Annotated in this window: 15 protein-coding genes and 1 pseudogene; 8 read left to right on the top strand and 8 right to left on the bottom strand. The window is 46.6% G+C overall.

The features are described 5' to 3' along the window. Nucleotides 1–155: 155 nt before the first annotated feature. The 3 genes from H5T41_05875 to ftsZ (H5T41_05865) all read right to left on the bottom strand — a co-directional run bounded on the left by H5T41_05875 (nt 156) and on the right by ftsZ (H5T41_05865) (nt 3060). Nucleotides 156–371 carry a protein translocase SEC61 complex subunit gamma gene (locus tag H5T41_05875; protein ID MBC7108296.1) on the bottom strand — a complete coding sequence of 72 codons (216 nt, stop codon included), beginning with the start codon at nt 369–371 and terminating at the stop codon, nt 156–158. A gap of 31 nt (nt 372–402) precedes the next feature. Beyond that, on the bottom strand, nt 403–1521 hold the full coding sequence (gene ftsZ, locus H5T41_05870; GenBank protein ID MBC7108295.1) for a cell division protein FtsZ: 1119 nt from the start codon (nt 1519–1521) through the stop codon (nt 403–405). 420 nt (nt 1522–1941) lie between these two features. Continuing rightward, a complete protein-coding gene (ftsZ, locus tag H5T41_05865; protein MBC7108294.1) occupies nt 1942–3060 on the bottom strand; it encodes a cell division protein FtsZ in 1119 nt (372 codons plus the stop codon). Nucleotides 3061–3357: 297 nt separating this feature from the next. Here ftsZ (H5T41_05865) and H5T41_05860 point away from each other — a divergent pair. Then, a pseudogene (locus H5T41_05860) lies at nt 3358–3859 on the top strand (hypothetical protein). A 1205-nt stretch (nt 3860–5064) separates the two neighbouring features. After that, nucleotides 5065–5343 carry an acylphosphatase gene (locus tag H5T41_05855; protein ID MBC7108293.1) on the top strand — a complete coding sequence of 93 codons (279 nt, stop codon included), beginning with the start codon at nt 5065–5067 and terminating at the stop codon, nt 5341–5343. Nucleotides 5344–5352: 9 nt separating this feature from the next. Here the strand turns inward: H5T41_05855 and H5T41_05850 are convergent, their stop codons facing one another. Both H5T41_05850 and H5T41_05845 read right to left on the bottom strand, forming a co-directional pair. Then, nucleotides 5353–6192, bottom strand: a complete 840-nt coding sequence (locus tag H5T41_05850) for a TatD family hydrolase (protein MBC7108292.1) — start codon at nt 6190–6192, stop codon at nt 5353–5355. A gap of 3 nt (nt 6193–6195) precedes the next feature. Beyond that, a complete protein-coding gene (locus tag H5T41_05845) occupies nt 6196–6744 on the bottom strand; it encodes a TATA-box-binding protein (GenBank protein ID MBC7108291.1) in 549 nt (182 codons plus the stop codon). 483 nt (nt 6745–7227) lie between these two features. Here H5T41_05845 and H5T41_05840 point away from each other — a divergent pair, with 483 nt between their 5' ends. Continuing rightward, nucleotides 7228–7539: a ribbon-helix-helix protein, CopG family gene (locus tag H5T41_05840; protein MBC7108290.1), complete on the top strand. Its 312-nt coding sequence runs from the start codon at nt 7228–7230 to the stop codon at nt 7537–7539. A 19-nt stretch (nt 7540–7558) separates the two neighbouring features. Next, the gene (ftsZ, locus tag H5T41_05835) at nt 7559–8578 is read left to right on the top strand and encodes a cell division protein FtsZ (GenBank protein ID MBC7108289.1); all 1020 of its coding nucleotides are present in this window, start codon (nt 7559–7561) and stop codon (nt 8576–8578) included. A 2-nt stretch (nt 8579–8580) separates the two neighbouring features. Here the strand turns inward: ftsZ (H5T41_05835) and H5T41_05830 are convergent, their stop codons facing one another. Continuing rightward, nucleotides 8581–9324: an RNA methyltransferase gene (locus H5T41_05830; protein MBC7108288.1), complete on the bottom strand. Its 744-nt coding sequence runs from the start codon at nt 9322–9324 to the stop codon at nt 8581–8583. 46 nt (nt 9325–9370) lie between these two features. On the opposite strand from H5T41_05830, the gene truA reads away from it, so the two are divergent. From truA to H5T41_05815, 3 genes are all read left to right on the top strand, one after another. Further along, entirely contained in the window at nt 9371–10207 is an 837-nt protein-coding gene (gene truA, locus H5T41_05825) for a tRNA pseudouridine(38-40) synthase TruA (protein MBC7108287.1), read from the top strand. Nucleotides 10208–10462: 255 nt separating this feature from the next. Further along, nucleotides 10463–10999, top strand: coding sequence for an adenylate kinase family protein (locus H5T41_05820; GenBank protein ID MBC7108286.1), 537 nt, complete (start codon nt 10463–10465; stop codon nt 10997–10999). Then, the gene (locus tag H5T41_05815) at nt 10990–11619 is read left to right on the top strand and encodes a CDP-alcohol phosphatidyltransferase family protein (protein ID MBC7108285.1); all 630 of its coding nucleotides are present in this window, start codon (nt 10990–10992) and stop codon (nt 11617–11619) included. The genes H5T41_05820 and H5T41_05815 overlap by 10 nt, the downstream gene beginning before the upstream one ends. A 105-nt stretch (nt 11620–11724) precedes the next feature. Here the strand turns inward: H5T41_05815 and H5T41_05810 are convergent, their stop codons facing one another. Next, entirely contained in the window at nt 11725–12807 is a 1083-nt protein-coding gene (locus H5T41_05810; protein ID MBC7108284.1) for a DNA primase large subunit PriL, read from the bottom strand. A 29-nt stretch (nt 12808–12836) separates the two neighbouring features. Continuing rightward, a complete protein-coding gene (locus H5T41_05805) occupies nt 12837–14525 on the bottom strand; it encodes a radical SAM protein (GenBank protein MBC7108283.1) in 1689 nt (562 codons plus the stop codon). A 316-nt stretch (nt 14526–14841) separates the two neighbouring features. Here H5T41_05805 and H5T41_05800 point away from each other — a divergent pair, with 316 nt between their 5' ends. Continuing rightward, nucleotides 14842–16188 (top strand): NADP-dependent malic enzyme, encoded by a 1347-nt coding sequence (locus tag H5T41_05800; GenBank protein ID MBC7108282.1) that lies wholly within the window; start codon nt 14842–14844, stop codon nt 16186–16188. The last annotated feature ends 73 nt before the right edge of the window (nt 16189–16261 follow it).

The following is a 16261-nucleotide window of genomic DNA, read 5'->3' as shown; positions in this document are numbered from 1 at the left end:
CAACTGGATCTTCCAGCTGCCCCGGCTGCTCGCCGGCAATCTCTTCTCGTCGCTCTCTGCGACTAAATGGATATTCTTTCCTGTTTCGCCAGCAGGAATCGTCTCATTCTTTCTATCCTCTTCCAACATTTCCAATTGAAACCTCTCCTTTGATGTCAACCAGTGAGCAGATACATGATCCAGTAAATCAGAAAGCCCAATCCTCCAATCAGGATCAGTCCAATCCCAGTGATCTCGATCACACGGATATATTCCTCATTCGAGGGCTTTCTAGCCATCTTAATAACGCGACCATACTTGCCTTTACCAATGTGTTTGACGCGGTCCTCTATTCCCTTTTGGACCTCCCACGATTTCTCGATGATGTCCATTTTTGATACACTCTTGAGGGATGAACGTCCTCTACTTTATAAAATCAACGTCTATCGTTTTCGAAGGCTGTGTCTCCTTCGGACCGAGAATGTACTTTGATTTTACACCGGTGATAACGACCATCACCCTTATTTTGTCGCGAAGCGTCGGATCGATGACCGCACCCCAGATGATTCGAGCATTCGGACTAATCTTCGACTGGATGATCTCTGCGACCCTCTCCGCCTCGCTGACTGTCATGTCCTCGCCACCTGTCACATTAATTAAAGCACCGGTTCCTCCGCTGATGTCGACATCGATCAGCGGGGAGTTGATGGCCTGATCAACTGCTTGCTCAACACGATCGTCGTCTTCGCCCTCTCCTAGCCCGATCATCGCGACGCCAGATCCCTTCATGATCGTCTTGAGGTCATTGAAGTCGAGGTTGACGAGACCCGGCTTCGTAATCAACTCGGTAATTCCTTTGATCGCCCGCATCAGTACCTCATCAGCAACCTTAAACGCGGCATTCAGTGACAAACGGGGGACCAACTCGAGTAGTTTGTCGTTCGGGATTACGATGACAGTGTCAGCAACATTCCTGAGGCGTTCGAGACCCCATTCTGCATTCTCCATTCTTATTGTACCTTCTGCCTTGAAGGGAGAAGTACAGACCGCGATCGTCAGGGCACCCATTTCCTTTGCTAACTGAGCAATGAATGGCGCTGAACCAGTGCCAGTCCCCCCACCGAGTCCTGCAGTGATGAAGACGATATCCGCTCCCATCAGCGCCTTTCTCAATTCCTCCTCGGCCTCTCTCGCCGCCTCCTCCCCAACCTGAGGCAATGCACCGGCGCCAAGTCCTCTCGTGCTACGCCTTCCGAGCAAAATTTTATGTGGAGCTCTTACTGTCAAAAGATGCTGGGCATCTGTGTTCGCGGCATAGAGCTCGGCTCCAACAATTCCAGCCTCGACAAGTCTGTCGATTGTGTTCGAGCCACCACCGCCACAGCCTATGATCTTAATGTTCGTTTTCAGGCTTGCGAGAATTTTCTCGAGCTCTTCGTCTTCAGCCGAGTATCCCTTATATGGCGCTGTGGCATTCGCGGGAGTGACCTCCGCAGCATTTGTTCCGGCACGAGCCAGTGCATCAGCAATGAATGATTTCACGATGAGACCTCCATCGGGCGCTTTTATCGAGTTAACACTACATCGATTTACCTTGCTTTTAGCGTTACGTGCATTTGTATTTTAAAACATTTCGGTTTTGTGGCTTTTCAATGAAGTATCTGGAATACCATGAATTGAAGGGGGTAGATGGGACGAAAGAACGGGCCCCTCTCTTTTTGATGAACATTTAACCATCCTTGGGTTGAGGATTTTTGCATAATGCTCTTTCAAAGATGTTGTGGGCTCTTCAAAGATGTTGTGGGCTCTTCATCAGTTGAATTTGATCACCGAGATTCAATTGTACACGCCATCACGATGTTTTCGGCCCCTAGAGCGATGAGGCTCAGATTATTTGGCTTATAACGAAGATGACGGAGATGGAAAGATTCATGACGGAGATGGAAAGATTCGATCCAGTTCTTACCTGACAAGGTCGACTTCCGCTTCCTTGATACGCGATGTCTCTATGCTCCTGCCGAGTATCTGCTTCGACTGCACGCCAGTCATGACCAGCAATACTCTGATTTTGCGCTCGACCGTTGGATCGATCGTTGCTCCCCAGATAATCCTTGCATTGTTGGAGACCCTCTTTTGTACCTCCTCCGCAACCTTCTCCGCCTCACTAACCGTCATATCCGGTCCACCAACAACGTTGATGAGAACGCCCGTCGCAGTGCTGATATCGACCTCAAGTAGAGGAGAATTGATTGCCTCATCTATCGCCTCTGTTGCTCTGTCCTCAGCGTGTCCGGACGATTCGCCGAGTCCTATCATTGCGACACCAGCGCCCTTCATGATCGTCTTAACATCGTTGAAGTCGAGGTTGACGAGACCCGGCTTCGTAATCAACTCGGTAATTCCTTTGATCGCCCGCATGAGCAATTCATCCGCGACTTTGAAAGCAGCGTTCAAAGATAATCGCGGCACGAGCTGCAGGAGTTTGTCGTTCGGGATTACGATGACAGTGTCAGCAACATTCCTGAGGCGTTCGAGACCCCATTCTGCATTCTCCATTCTCAACCGTCCTTCACCTTTGAACGGAAGCGTGACGACGGCTACAGTTAACGCTCCCAACTGTTTTGCGATATCCGCAACAACTGCGATACCACCTGTTCCTGTTCCGCCACCCATGCCGGCAGTGACAAAAACCATGTGTGCGTCCGCCAGCGCCTTTCTCAATTCCTCCTCGGCCTCTCTCGCCGCCTCCTCTCCAACCTGAGGCAATGCACCAGCACCCAACCCCCGCGTACTTCTGCGTCCGAGCAATATCTTTCTCGGCGCCCGCACCGTGAGTAGGTGCTGTGCATCTGTATTCGCTGCGTAAAGATTGACACCAGAAATACCCTCCTCGTAAATCCTCGCAATGGTGTTGCAACCTGCGCCTCCAACACCAACGATCGTGATGTTTGTCCTTAGCTTTTGTAATACTTCGAGTAACTCAGCATCAGTGGAATCTTGACCAGGAAAAGTCGTAGTCTGCATAGTGACGCTCATTCCACCAGCCCCTCTACTCAGGGCCCCCTCAAGCATTGATTTCATTTCATTTCCTCCAATGTCACAATGCCCGCTCCCATCCCAGAAACGTGCATCCCTGCACGATATTATGCTCCATACAGGTTTATAAGGTTTACTACTTAGTCGAGTGCTGGGATAACTTCGAAGGGAGTAGAATTGATCCTGGACACCAAGAGGGAAATAGAGAGGAATTCCGTCGGAGCAAAATTTGCGTCGTTGATGATCAGTTAGTCGATTATTTGTGCAGAATTCATTGGTGGGCAAAATCGCCATTATCTATAATCTATTTTAGTTAGGCGAAATGTTGTACGAGGTGAAATAATGATCAATCCAAGTTATCTTAACATTCTCCGTAAAATTTGCACCCGACTCGGTGGCACCACTGTAAATTGGGTAGTCACAGGCAGCTTCGGTTTTGCACTTCAGGGTGTTCCCATTGAGCCGAATGACATTGACATTCAAAAGACAAAAAGGGAGATTATGAAATTGAAAGTCTCTTCTGTAAGTTCGTTATTAAACCCGTTAGGTTTTCCTCCGCTGAGAAAATCCGCTCATATTTTGGAACGCTAATGATTGATGGTATTGAAATTGAGATAATGGGAGATATTCAGAAGCGGCTTGCGGACGGGTATGGGAGGAACCTGTTGATTTGAAGCAGTATAAGAGGGTTGTAGAAATTGAAGGAGTGCAAGTACCTGTCTTATCTTTAGAGTATGAGTATCAAGCATATCTAAAGTTGGGTAGGATAGAAAAAGCAAAAATGTTGAGGAAGTGGTTGGATAGTGTGCATGGGTCATCAGACAACACATCGCCTAACAGCTGATAAAAGTGAAATCAGGGATTTCCCCAAATTGCCTTTCGCAATTTTTTTATCCACGGTACAATCGACTAGGATTCTTCGCGCCTCGCTCATAGCGAATTTTGCGAGCTCCGTGATCTGTATTGGTATAACTAAAGAATTGGAGACGAGAGGCAAAGATTATAAAATCTCAAATTTGACATGGAAATAAGATTCCTCGCGGAGATCTAGACTGGTGAACAATCGAAATTTCACGAAATGTAATTAACGCTTGACCACTCGAATTCTTTCACGAGTTCAAGGCTGTTGTCCTCTAGAATCGGGCGAGGCGTAGGATAAGTAAACAAAGGCAGGGAACGACCGACGTGTTCCGCAAGTCTTGTGACAAGACGATCTTTCCTCGAACAGGCTTTCGTTTATGGCCAGCGTCATACTCTTTGTTTCCCCTCATCGATGTATTCAACACTATGTAGATATTCTTGAAGAAGAATATGGAAAATGTATGTCTTGTAGAGCTTTCTGCATGAAGACTTGATGCGTTCCAGCGGCCCTTTGTTTACGATGATTATATTTGAGGCTATAGAATATAAATACAACCAATGAACGGAACGTTGCTACCTTCGGGGTCTGCAAGGCCAAGCATGAGACCCCCCTCTAGACATTCCAATCTTCACTTTCGCAGCTTCCTTGACCACCTCGAAGATATCTGCAAAATCCTTGCCTTAGATAGGATGTTCGGAAACCCATCAGCTCTATTCGACCCTGATATCGCATTTGCCGTATTCATCAAGACTGAGCCACGTGGGTACGACGGTGCGACTATAATTAATTCACAGTTTTTCAGCTTGGTGCGGAAAAATTGAAAAAAGTCGAAACGCCTGGAACCGTCCATGTACGCGATATGGAATTCATATCTGTATTTGAGGTCATTGATGCCATTCGCCTCTCTTTGACCCTCACATGATCCTCTCCAGCTGATTGTGATTTTTTTTCGACCAGCGTGGAAAACCGTATCACGAAATTGTCGTCTTTGAATTCGATTCTTCCGATAGTTCCAGGTTTCGTCTCATCTGATAACATGACGAAACACCAGAATTTTCTTGCATGTTCAAACGCTATGAAAAATCCAATAAGAGAATCACTGAACTTAATCTATTCATAACAAAAGCGCACCCTCTTCGACGATTTGATCGCAGGGATTTATCTTTCGATTTCATATTTGCAGAGCGATGAAGGCACGTGCTGAGGTGAGATTCTCCGGAAAGGTGCAGGGGGTCTATTTCAGGGCTTACACAAAGCGCTTTGCCGACGAACTAGGTGTCATGGGTTTTGTGAAGAATATGCCAGATGGCAGTGTTTATGCAGTCTTTGAAGGTGAAAAGGAATCGATCGAGGAAGTTATTCGTAAGCTAAGAGATGAGCATCCATACGCTTGCGTAAAGTCTATAGAGATCAAATGGTTGTCTTGCCGAGACGAGTTTAACGAGTTCAAGATTCTCTATGATTGAGATTTTCGTTTATTCGACAGTAATACCATAAACCCGCTCAGGATTTTCCTTATGAATTCGCCAGAGATCGTCCTCTGTGAATACTCCCGATTGCAAAAACGAATGGCATCTTTTCGGCACAGTTGTAATCGCCATAACCGCCCCCGGTCTACTGGGATCATCCAAATAGTCCGTCTCCATGAGGAAACGCCTTCCCTTTCTGATCGCCTCTTTTATAGCCTCGCGACTGGCGAGAATTGATGGAAAGAGCCCGTGATTTTCTTCCGGAAGAACATACGGCGGGCAATAATGTTTGACGACATTTTCTCTCCGCAACCCAGCTGCGTCGGCCATAGAAGCGATTTCCTTCATCGTCTCAGGCGTGACACTTTCCGTATGCAGAATAACTGGGCAGTCGATCTCAGCTGCGAGTTCCATACCGTATAAAAGAATGTCATTTGACGCCCTGAGGATTTCCTCGCTGATTGTGAAATGCGGTCTCCCGATTTCACCGATTCCTATTGCTTTCTGCTCTCTCACGAATTTCTGGGCGATTTCCATTCCACCTTTCATAATTTCAACGGCGCGTTTGATGCCATACATCTCTGCGAGTGGAATGAGAAGCGCGGGATATGGACCGACGACCAGATGGAGACCGACATCGACCTCTTTTCTCGCCTTGTTTGCGATGTTGACCGTGATATCAAAAGACCGCTCAAAACTTCCCTCATCGACGATCTCAACTTCATCGTATGGAAGATGCACGAGGATTGCGTGCGTCCCTCCTGCCTTCCGAAATTCTCTTAAGGCGTCGAGATTCCTGCCCGAAGGTCGTAGGTGAATGTGGTTATCAAATATCGGGATTCTCATGAATCAATGAAGCAGACCCGCGGCTCTGAGTTCTTCCGTGATTTTGTTAACAGCTGCCTCGACGTCCTCAGGTTTTCTTGCGCCTGTGCAGACGAGTTTTCCAGAGCCGAATAGGAGAACGACAACCTTTGGCTCATCGATTCTGTAAACAAGCCCAGGGAATTGTTCTGGTTCATATTCAACCTTCTCAAGACCAAGAGAAATCGCGATCGCATTGAGATTGATCTCGGTTCCAAGATCAGATGAGGCAACAATATTTTGGACTTCGATTTGGGGCTCCATTTTGATTTTGATGCCAGCCCTTTCGATTTGTTTCGCAACCTTGCTGATTGCGACTTTGACGTGCTCTAGGCTTTTTGCACCCGTGCAAACCACTTTACCACTTCTGAAAAGCAAGGTTGCTGTCTTTGGGTCTTTCAATCTGTAAATCAATCCCGGGAACTGCTCAGGTTCGTATTCCGCACCTTCCAATGCGAGTGCGATCGATTGAAGATCCAGCTCTTCTCCTAGGGACGTCGACGCTACAACGTTTTCTATTTTAATTTTGGCCATCGGGGGTCACCTTTGCGGTTATTTAAATAGTCCTTTATAAAGGTTCTTAAAGGTAGTTTCTATGTTTTTTCGAAATACTTGAATGACGTTAACATTTGGAATCAAAAGTGATATCCCTTTTCCGTTCCCCCTTTCCTTGCTTCACTTGATTTGAGATTTGCGAATAATAAAGAAGCGATGAATGTGCGCCCACGTATTTGCTCCTGTTGTTCGATCATGTCACGCGGGAAATTGGCGTTTCACCTGCGACACCATAGCATTTTTGGGGCTTTTTGGCTATGAGCTATCCTCTTCCATGAGGTCGATTGTTTATAGAAAGGAGTGCTCTAATGAAATTTATTCTCATTCTCGACGAGTAATGTAAATGCCTAACGAAAGTAATGGCAGCGTTGCCAATCTTTAAATACTCACTGGAATATAATGACATTTGTCCGACGATATTGCCAATATCGTCCGACAAATTCAGTTTGAAGAGCCGAGGTCATGACCGAAACTGAAAGAATTACTGTAAGGATTCCTGCAGAGAAGGTTAAGGCTCTGCAGGAACTCGTAAAAAGGGGGTCGTATCCAACAATCTCGGATGCAGTAAGGGAAGCCATTGATACAATCATTGAGAAACATTTCACTCCAGAACATATTAAACGGATTACCGTGGAACTTCCAAAAGGTAATGTCGTCGAACTGGAAAATCTTGTTAAGGAAGGCGACTCAGTGTCTATCGATGACGCGATCAGGAATGCTGTGCGGGAATATGTGAGAAAGAGAATATCCAAAGTCGTCGAGGAGATTAGGTAAACCTGCTGGATGCGCCGGGGTGTGGCCCGTGAGTTGGGAATACGTCGAGGACGAGGACATTGAAAAAGATCTCAGGCAGCTGAAGATCCTCGTGATAGGATGCGGAGGAGGGGGCTGCAACTCCATCAATAGGTTGAACGATCTGGGCTTAAAGGGGGCCGAGACAATCGCGATCAACACCGATCGGCGGCATCTGGCAAGGATCAAAGCTGATAAGAGACTTCTAATCGGTGCTAGTCTAACAAAAGGTTTCGGTGCAGGCGGCGATCCTGAACTCGGTCGGGTTTGTGCCGAGAACGCATTTGAACCACTTAACGAAATTCTTTGCGGCGCAGATCTCACATTCGTGATCGCCGGGCTCGGAGGAGGGACTGGCACTGGTTCAGCACCTGTCGTCGCTGACCTCGCAAGAAGAAACGGATCCCTTGTTTTTTCAATCGCGACAATGCCGTTTGAATGCGAAGGAAGGCGCGTGGATATCGCGACGAGGGGTTTGTGGCGATTAGAAGAGTTCTCCGACACCCTCCTTATCCTCGACAATAACAGACTCCTTGAAATGGTGCCACATCTACCGGTCGACCAAGCGTTCGGCGTCATGGACCAGCTTATTTCTGAGATCGTCAAGGGCATCACAGAGGCGATCACTGAGCCATCACTAATCAACATCGATTTCTCCGATCTGAGGGCAATATTCAGGCAACGGGGAATCTCGACTGTTCTCTATGGTGAGAATTCAGACCCGGACTCAGTCGTCAAGGACGCGCTTAGCAATCCATTTCTCGATATCGATTTTACTGGCGCTACTGGCGCCCTTATTCACATCACTGGCGGAAGTAACCTGACTTTGAAGAGGGTCACACGGGTCGTTGAGGGAATAACGGCATTTCTCGACCCACAGGCAAATGTCATTCTCGGCGCGAGGGTGGACGATGATTGCGAAGGGGTAATCAGAGTCATTGCTATTATCACAGGGATCGAGGAGGTCGACGAATCAGGTGATTTAGAAACAGTCGGCGGGCATCTGATGACTGTGTACTGAACTTATGAGCCAAAATTCTGATCATCCGTTTCATTACCATTCGATTCCTTCAAGCGGATCTTCTTGACCGCGTCTCCGATCACGCCCATCAGCGTGTAGAACTCCCACCTAGATGGCACAGCTCTGCCTACCAAACGACGGAACATGATCTTTGTTCGCTCTTTTCTAAATTGAGGATAACCAATTGCATCTAGGAGATCAGAAAAGAACTCATGCAATTTTTCCTTTTCAATCTCGCTCGCTTCGGTCAGTGTGAACGATCGAGCTCCAACGAGGAATATTTCATAAAATATGATAGCGGCCGCATGGGAAATGTTGAGGACGGGATACTGCGAGCTTGCTGGAATATGAACGAGGATGTCGCATTTCATCAACTCTTCCTGCGAAAGGCCGTAATCTTCCCTTCCGAAAAGCAAGGCGATTCGACCCTCGCTCGTTTTCGTTTTTTCAGCGAATTCTTTTGGTGTCAGTGGAATCCTCATAAAATTTTTTTCACTTGGCGTCGTGACGCCGCTCGTGCCGACGACGAGCGAACACTCTTTGATGGCATCATCGAGAGTCTCGACAATCCTCGCATCGCGTAGAATATCAACGGCGTGCTTCGCTCTCTTATACGCTTCTTCGGTGATCTGGCAAGGATTCACAAGATAAAGGTCTTGGAAATCGAAATTACCCATGACTCTTGCAATCGCCCCTATGTTCCCATCATTCTTCGGATTGACCAGGACTACTCTGAATTGTGGCATGAGTCTTCCCAGAAAGCTTATTACCCGTTTCTTACTTAATGCTGTCGTGGTCTGGAGAGCAGCCGTCAAAACGGCTTACGATGGTAGACTTTTCGCTGGCTCTCAAAGACAACCAGATCTACCGACGGTTGAAGGCGAAATCATCAAAACTCTGAAAGAAATCAATGCGATTAAAAATGAGACGTCTTCACGATTCAAAGCGGCGAGCAGGACGGATCGCGGCGTGAGCGCTCTCGGCAACGTGTTCGCTTTTGATACGGAGTTTCGAAAGAGTGAACTCCTTCGAGCCATGAATTCTGTCGCGAAGAATCTTTATTTCTACGCAGTCGCCGAAACGCCAATTGACTTCTCTCCGAGACGCGCGAAAGCACGCTGGTATCGATACTGGTTACCGAATTCTGGTGTCGATGTTGATCTTATGATGAAATGTGCAACACTCTTCGAGGGAAAGCACGATTTCAGGCAATTTTGCAGATATGATGGTCGATCGACGATAAGGACGATTAGTAAGATCGCCGTAAGCGAATGTGGGAATTACATCGCAATCGACTTCATCGCCAGGGATTTCTTGTGGAATATGGTGAGGAAAATCGTTTCGTCGATGACGATGGTTGCTTCGGGAAGGGCAGCGATTGAGGACGTCAAGAGGGCATTGGGGGGTGAGTTTATCGACTTCGGCATAGCTCCAGCGGAGAACTTGATTCTGATGGATGTATCATATGACATCACATTTCAGGTCGAACGTCCAATAACGCTCGCTCGCAAAATCATACAAGGAAAAACTGATGCTTTTTTGAAGTCTTTCTTTTTCGATCACTTAGGCAAAGTTTCTGGTTTGTCTTTAAACGATTACCATTCAACTTTTTCGGTATTTTTTTCTTGAGTGTTTTTTTTGAGTGTATTGCTATATAAGGTTTGCTGTAGCATGCTCTCCGATGATTTTTATAGAGTGGTTCAGGTCTGCCGTCAACAACCAACTGCTCAATACGTGAGTGTTTGGGGAAGGCCCCCGGGGATTTGTCCCCTTCGCCAGGAGATGGATTCTCCTGGCACTATAGCGATAATGATTCAGCGTGTCTAAAAGATCGTTGTGTGTATGAATGCGAATAATTAATATTCAGTCTATCGATGCTCAATCGTGGTCATAGCAATTACTGGTACACCAGGAACGGGCAAGAGCTCTGCCGCAGCGATTCTTCAATTAAAAGGTTTTGAAATCATCGAGATCAGCGATCTTGCAAGAGAAGAGGGCCTCATTTGCGGATATGATGGGAAGAGGGATAGCTATGAGGTCGATCTCTCAAAACTCGATGTAGTGTTACGAGGAAAGATTCAGAAAAAGGACGTATTCGTCGTCGGTCATCTTTCCCACCTGATCGATCCAGACATCATTGATATGATCATCGTGCTCAGGTGTAGTCCCTCTGTTCTCGGTATGAGGTTGAGAAATCTCGGTTGGAAGGAATCTAAAGTGAGGGAGAATATGGAGGCTGAGGCGTGCGATGTCATCCTTATCGAATCCCTTGAACAATCAAACGAGGTGTACGAGATCGACACAACATCGAGAACACCTGAAGAGGTCGCAGTCTGTATTTTGGAGATACTGGCTGGAGAAAAAGAAAAGTATGCATACGGAAATATCGATTGGAGTGAGGAGGTACTGAGCTGGTTCTAGAATCCTTGAGGAATGATGCCGAAGTCATTCTCGATCCTTTCGCAAAGGCGTTTCGCCGCGTTAATCCAAATACTTTATCTTGGACCGCGTTTTTGTTCGCTATTGCCGCAGGAATTTCCATATACTTCAGCTACTGGGTTCATCCCTTGCTCATTGCGACATCGATCCTCATTATTCTAAACGGTTTTTTCGATGCGTTGGATGGAAAAGTTGCACGTCTATCTGGAAGAGCTTCAAAGAGCGGTGATTTTGTCGATCACGTCCTCGATCGGTACGCTGATGTTTTGATGATCGGCTTGATCGCGGTGAGCCCCTGGTGCAATCCGTATATCGGGATTCTTGCTATCATCGGGGTTCTCCTGACCAGTTACATGGGTACTCAGGCGCAAGCCGTCGGCGCGGGGAGACTATACAGTGGACTGCTTGGAAGGGCCGATAGAATTGTTATATTGTTCTTCGCGCCACTTGTCCAATGGGGTCTGATCTTTTTAGGATCGGAAACGATTGGATTTGACAAACTGCAATTCACGATATTTGAACTCGTGATGCTCTGGTTTGCGATCGTTGGAAATCTTACCGCGGTGCAGAGGGCTTATGTCATCTGGAAAAAGATTAAATGAGCAGCTTGGATGCGGTTGAATGCGATTTTGCATTGATCAAATTTCAGTTATGATTTTTATTTACAATCATTAGGTGCAGATGATACCGATTCCGGGGATATTTCATCAATTGTCCAGACGATCTCCCGCTCTATTTTTCTTCATTGGCGACTTTGATCGATTCTCCTCTGAACTCATCTCTTTTCGTTTTCTGCTTTTCGCTCGGTAATAGGTAAATGGGTGCTTGATCTTCTTGCAGAGTGAATCGGGCTCATAACAGAGTCCGTAGCTTTTCATCGTCGAACATTCTGGTGCGGTATATCTCGTACCAGAAATTTCCCCGGTGATGTGTTCGATCTGGTAGCGAGTCTTCGATTGATCGAAATCCGGTGAACTCGAAAAAAGTCTAAGGATCTCTTCTTGAGAAAGTCCTATTCCATGGAGAAACGCGGTTACTGCGAACCTGCCGCTGTGTGGGATATTCTCACCCGCCTGCACCATTCCGACGAGTTTTCTCATGCACGGAGGTAGTTTGATGATGCTGATTCTTCCAAGGTCTTCAACCTTGTACTTTGTTACCCTCATCTCGAGTGCCGTTCGAATTTCTGCAAGATCGGTGGAAAATCGCTGTAGGATCTCATCAGAAACTTCAAGTGGCAATTCATTTTCAATCTTCTCTTGCAACGCCTGTTGAAGTACTCTCGCAAATCGATGCTTGTTCAGATAAACATACCCGTTCTCTACTTCCATGTTTACGAGTTTCCAATCAACACTACGCATTTTTGAAGTATACCTCAGATAATCGGAAAAATACATTCTGAGCGATTCATCGATGATCGCGACTTTAACCCCAAGTTCGTCCGCAACAGCTGCGACGGATTCGGTACTCTCTGAGAGTAGTCTCTTGTTCATCGTCACCGCTTCAGCAAGCGCGTAACGTTTGATTAGAAAACTATCGTTGATGCAGGATACGATCATCCGAGCGACGGGATAACTGAGTATTTCGAGTAGACACTCTTCCTCTGTTGACATCGGATAATTCTCAATTTCTCCCTCGACTAGTGCATCCATGACTCTCTTTTTACCGCGTCTTCTTGCCTCGGAGAAAACGTATTCTCGGAGAACATCGTCGAGATCCACATCATTTTCTTTCACATACGTAATCGCATCTCTGAGAAACGGAAATTTTGCGAGGCGATGTGGATCCATATCGATTGATTCAATCGCTTCTCTTTATTTCATTTTTTCCGCGTATTCTGACCTTTTGATACAATCGCTTTACTTTCATTCATGGTTTCGGCGACATCGAATGTGATGATTGGAGCGATTTTTTCAGCAAGCGATGGATCGTCGAGTGCGTTTGCCAGCTCTAGGAGTGTTCTGAACGGTCTTCTCTTCAGAATTCGAGTAGCCCTCTTCTCGCCGATTGATGGTAGAGACCTCATTGCAGCAAGTGAAGCCGTGTTGATTGGGAACGGGAATTCGATTGCGGTGATACTCCTGTAACCCCAGCCAACAACCATTGCATCAACGAAACGTCCTAGCTCAAGCGGATAATCAAACCCGACAAGCAAGGGATAAGTTCCGATTTGTCGGCCGAATGTCTTATTTCCTTCCCTTATTTCCAAATATACTCTTCGTAGTATAGTTCCAGCTGGAGCGACACGCTGCAGCATTGGTTTATCGATTTCTTTCCTCACCGCTTCTTTGAATCTGAGAAAATCTGTATGGGTAACTCCCGGCTTGAATTCTCTCCTGATCGGCATGACCTGCCTCACGTTGATCCTCCTGAGCAGCAATCCTTCTTTCAGGACGGAACGGAGAAAGGCCAAATTGTGTTCAAGTGTTTTCTTGCTCTCGCCATCTAGTCCAATAATGAAATTGAGACCTGGAAGCAGCTTCGGCAGGCCGTTCTCCCCAATTTCAGCTCCAACATCATTGATCAATTTAATCGCGTCAAAGACCTGTTCGGGCGTGGCATTGAGATTATTCCTCTCGATGACGATTGGATCTGCACTCTCCATTCCGAGTGCCAGAACGTTGCCACTTGTGCAATAATCCACTATGGTTTCAAGAATCACTCTTGCTTCCTCTGGATGCTCAGCGATTACCGCTGGATTCGCGTTATCAAGGTGGATGACATCGATGCCGATGTCGGCAATTCCTGAGAGAAGAGTTTTAATCGCTTGCGGATTAAGTTTGAGATTGTCATCATAACCCTCAGCTTTGTACGAGATGAAGCATGTCTGGCCACCGAGTCTGAAGTTTTTGACGCCAAGGCGACTCAATGTCTTGATTTCTTTAATAACATCCTCAGGCTCTCGAAATAAAGGTGCGCCTTTGAGCGCCTCGATACAGAACGAACATCCGCCCGATCGGTATCGAATGCATCCCCTATATGTTTCAATTTCAGCGATGAGCGGTTGAGGATAATCTGGATGTTTCTTGACCACGGGCGCTCCCTCGATCAGCCAGCGATTCCATTCTTCTATCGTCCTCCACCTGGTGGAAAATTCACCTGTTCTGAGAAAATCGTAAACACACGCGGCTACATCCTTTTTCGCGATCTGATCGAAAAGACCCGTTTCTTCGTATTGCTCGTCGAATGTCGCAGGGCCGCCAAGAATTTTGACACCTGGTAATATTTTCGAAAACTGAATAATTTCATTCTGCGATGCTGGCATCGCTCTCAGATATTTGCCGGGAACTGATACACCACCGAAGAAAACGCTGATCTGCGCATCTGGTAGTTTCACTTGTTTCCTTAAATCATTAATTGACATGTAATGAGGAGTTGCTCCTGCGTCCACGACAGCTCCTGCTATCGCCCTGATATGCGGTGAGACATACGGTGGTACCCCAAGCGACGCAGGCTCATCAACGAAGCCATCGACGATGAGAACGTTAGGATTCATATGAATGAACATAATCGGGCGTGATATTGAGAATTATTATAGATAATTTAACGCGATCGAATGAATCTTAATGGTCTTAACATGCTGGTGATTCATGAATTATAAAGATTAGCGAAAGTGCGATTGTTTCATCTCTTCGTGCCATATTTCACACTCATTTCATTTTTTTGATTGATTTCGAAAATCGATATTGTTATTTCGAATACAAAGAGGTGAAACCTCAATCATTATTTATCTGATGGTTTATATGTCACGCCCTATCATGCCGGGAAGAGTTTCCTGGCACGCTCTGGGTAGAATTGAAGTCAAGACAAAAATGGGTGTTATGATGTCTGGTGCGAAGAAAACCGATGAAGAAAGATTGAAAAAAGCATATGAACCAGCAAGACTAGCAATGAAGTACCACCCCTATTACGAGGGAAAGATCGAAGTTGTCCCGAAGTGCCCGATACGCAACTTCCAGGATTTTGCGATTTGGTACACCCCTGGGGTCGCAGAGCCGTGCAAGGACATCCAAAAAAATCCTGAGCATGTTTACAGTCATACGAATAAATGGAACATGGTAGCAGTCGTGACCGATGGTACAAGAGTACTTGGCCTTGGCGATATTGGGCCAGAAGCAGGTTTGCCGGTGATGGAGGGTAAAGCCCTCCTTTTCAAGTATTTGGGAGGCGTTGACGCGGTACCGATCTGCTTGAACACTAAGGACCCCGATGAAATCATTCAAGCTGTCAAATGGATCGTCCCTTCATTCGGTGGTATCAATCTTGAAGACATCGCGCATCCTAAGTGTTTTACGATTCTCGATCGCCTGCGGAAGGAAGTTGAAATTCCAGTTTGGCACGACGATCAACAGGGAACGGCCACGATCGTCACGGCGGGGGCAATCAACGCGCTGAAGCTTGTTGGTAAGAAAATGAATGAGGCAAAGGTCGCCATGATCGGTGCGGGTGCCGCAAACATCGCGATTGCACGAGTTTTGATTGCCGCGGGCGTTAATATTAAGAATATCGTCATGGTCGATAGTAAGGGCATTCTGCATCCTGGTAGAACGGATCTCGAAGGAAAATATCCTGAGAAGTGGGAAATGGCGCTGAAGTCAAATGCAGAGGGCAAGATCGGTGGAATTAAAGAAGCGATGGAAGGCGCTGATATCGTCATCGGGGCCTCGAGGCCTGGACCAGGTGTCATTACAAAGGAAATGGTAAGATCGATGGCTGACAATGCGATCGTCTTTGCTACGGCCAATCCAATTCCGGAGATTTGGCCCTGGGATGCCAAAGAAGCGGGTGCCCGGATTGTCGCAACAGGTCGATCAGATTTCCCGAATCAGATCAACAATTCGCTTGGATTCCCTGGTATTTTCAGAGGTGCGCTTGATGTTAGAGCAAGAACGATCACCGATGAAATGTGTATCGCCGCCGCGTTGGAGCTTGCAAAAACAGCTGAGGATAAGGGTTTGACAGAGGAGTACATCGTACCGACAATGGATGACTGGGAAGTGTTCCCGAGAGAGGCTGTCGCAGTCGGGATGAAAGCGATGGAACAGGGGGTTGCGAGGATCAAAATGAGCAGGAACGAGCTTTATGAGAGGGCCTCGTCGATCATTCGTCGTGCGAGAGATATGACAAAGTTGCTGATGAATGAAGGATGCATTCTTGCACCGCCAGAGTGAAGAAAAGAAATGGAATGTTCTTTTTCATCCTCTTTTTGTTTACATTTTTGTTTCATCAGTTTCATTAACTTTT

This window comes from Methanomassiliicoccales archaeon (assembly GCA_014361295.1).
GTDB lineage: Archaea > Thermoplasmatota > Thermoplasmata > Methanomassiliicoccales > JACIVX01 > JACIVX01.
The sequence above is the reverse complement of the archived record's forward strand: the minus strand, read 5'-3'. Positions and strand labels throughout refer to the sequence as shown.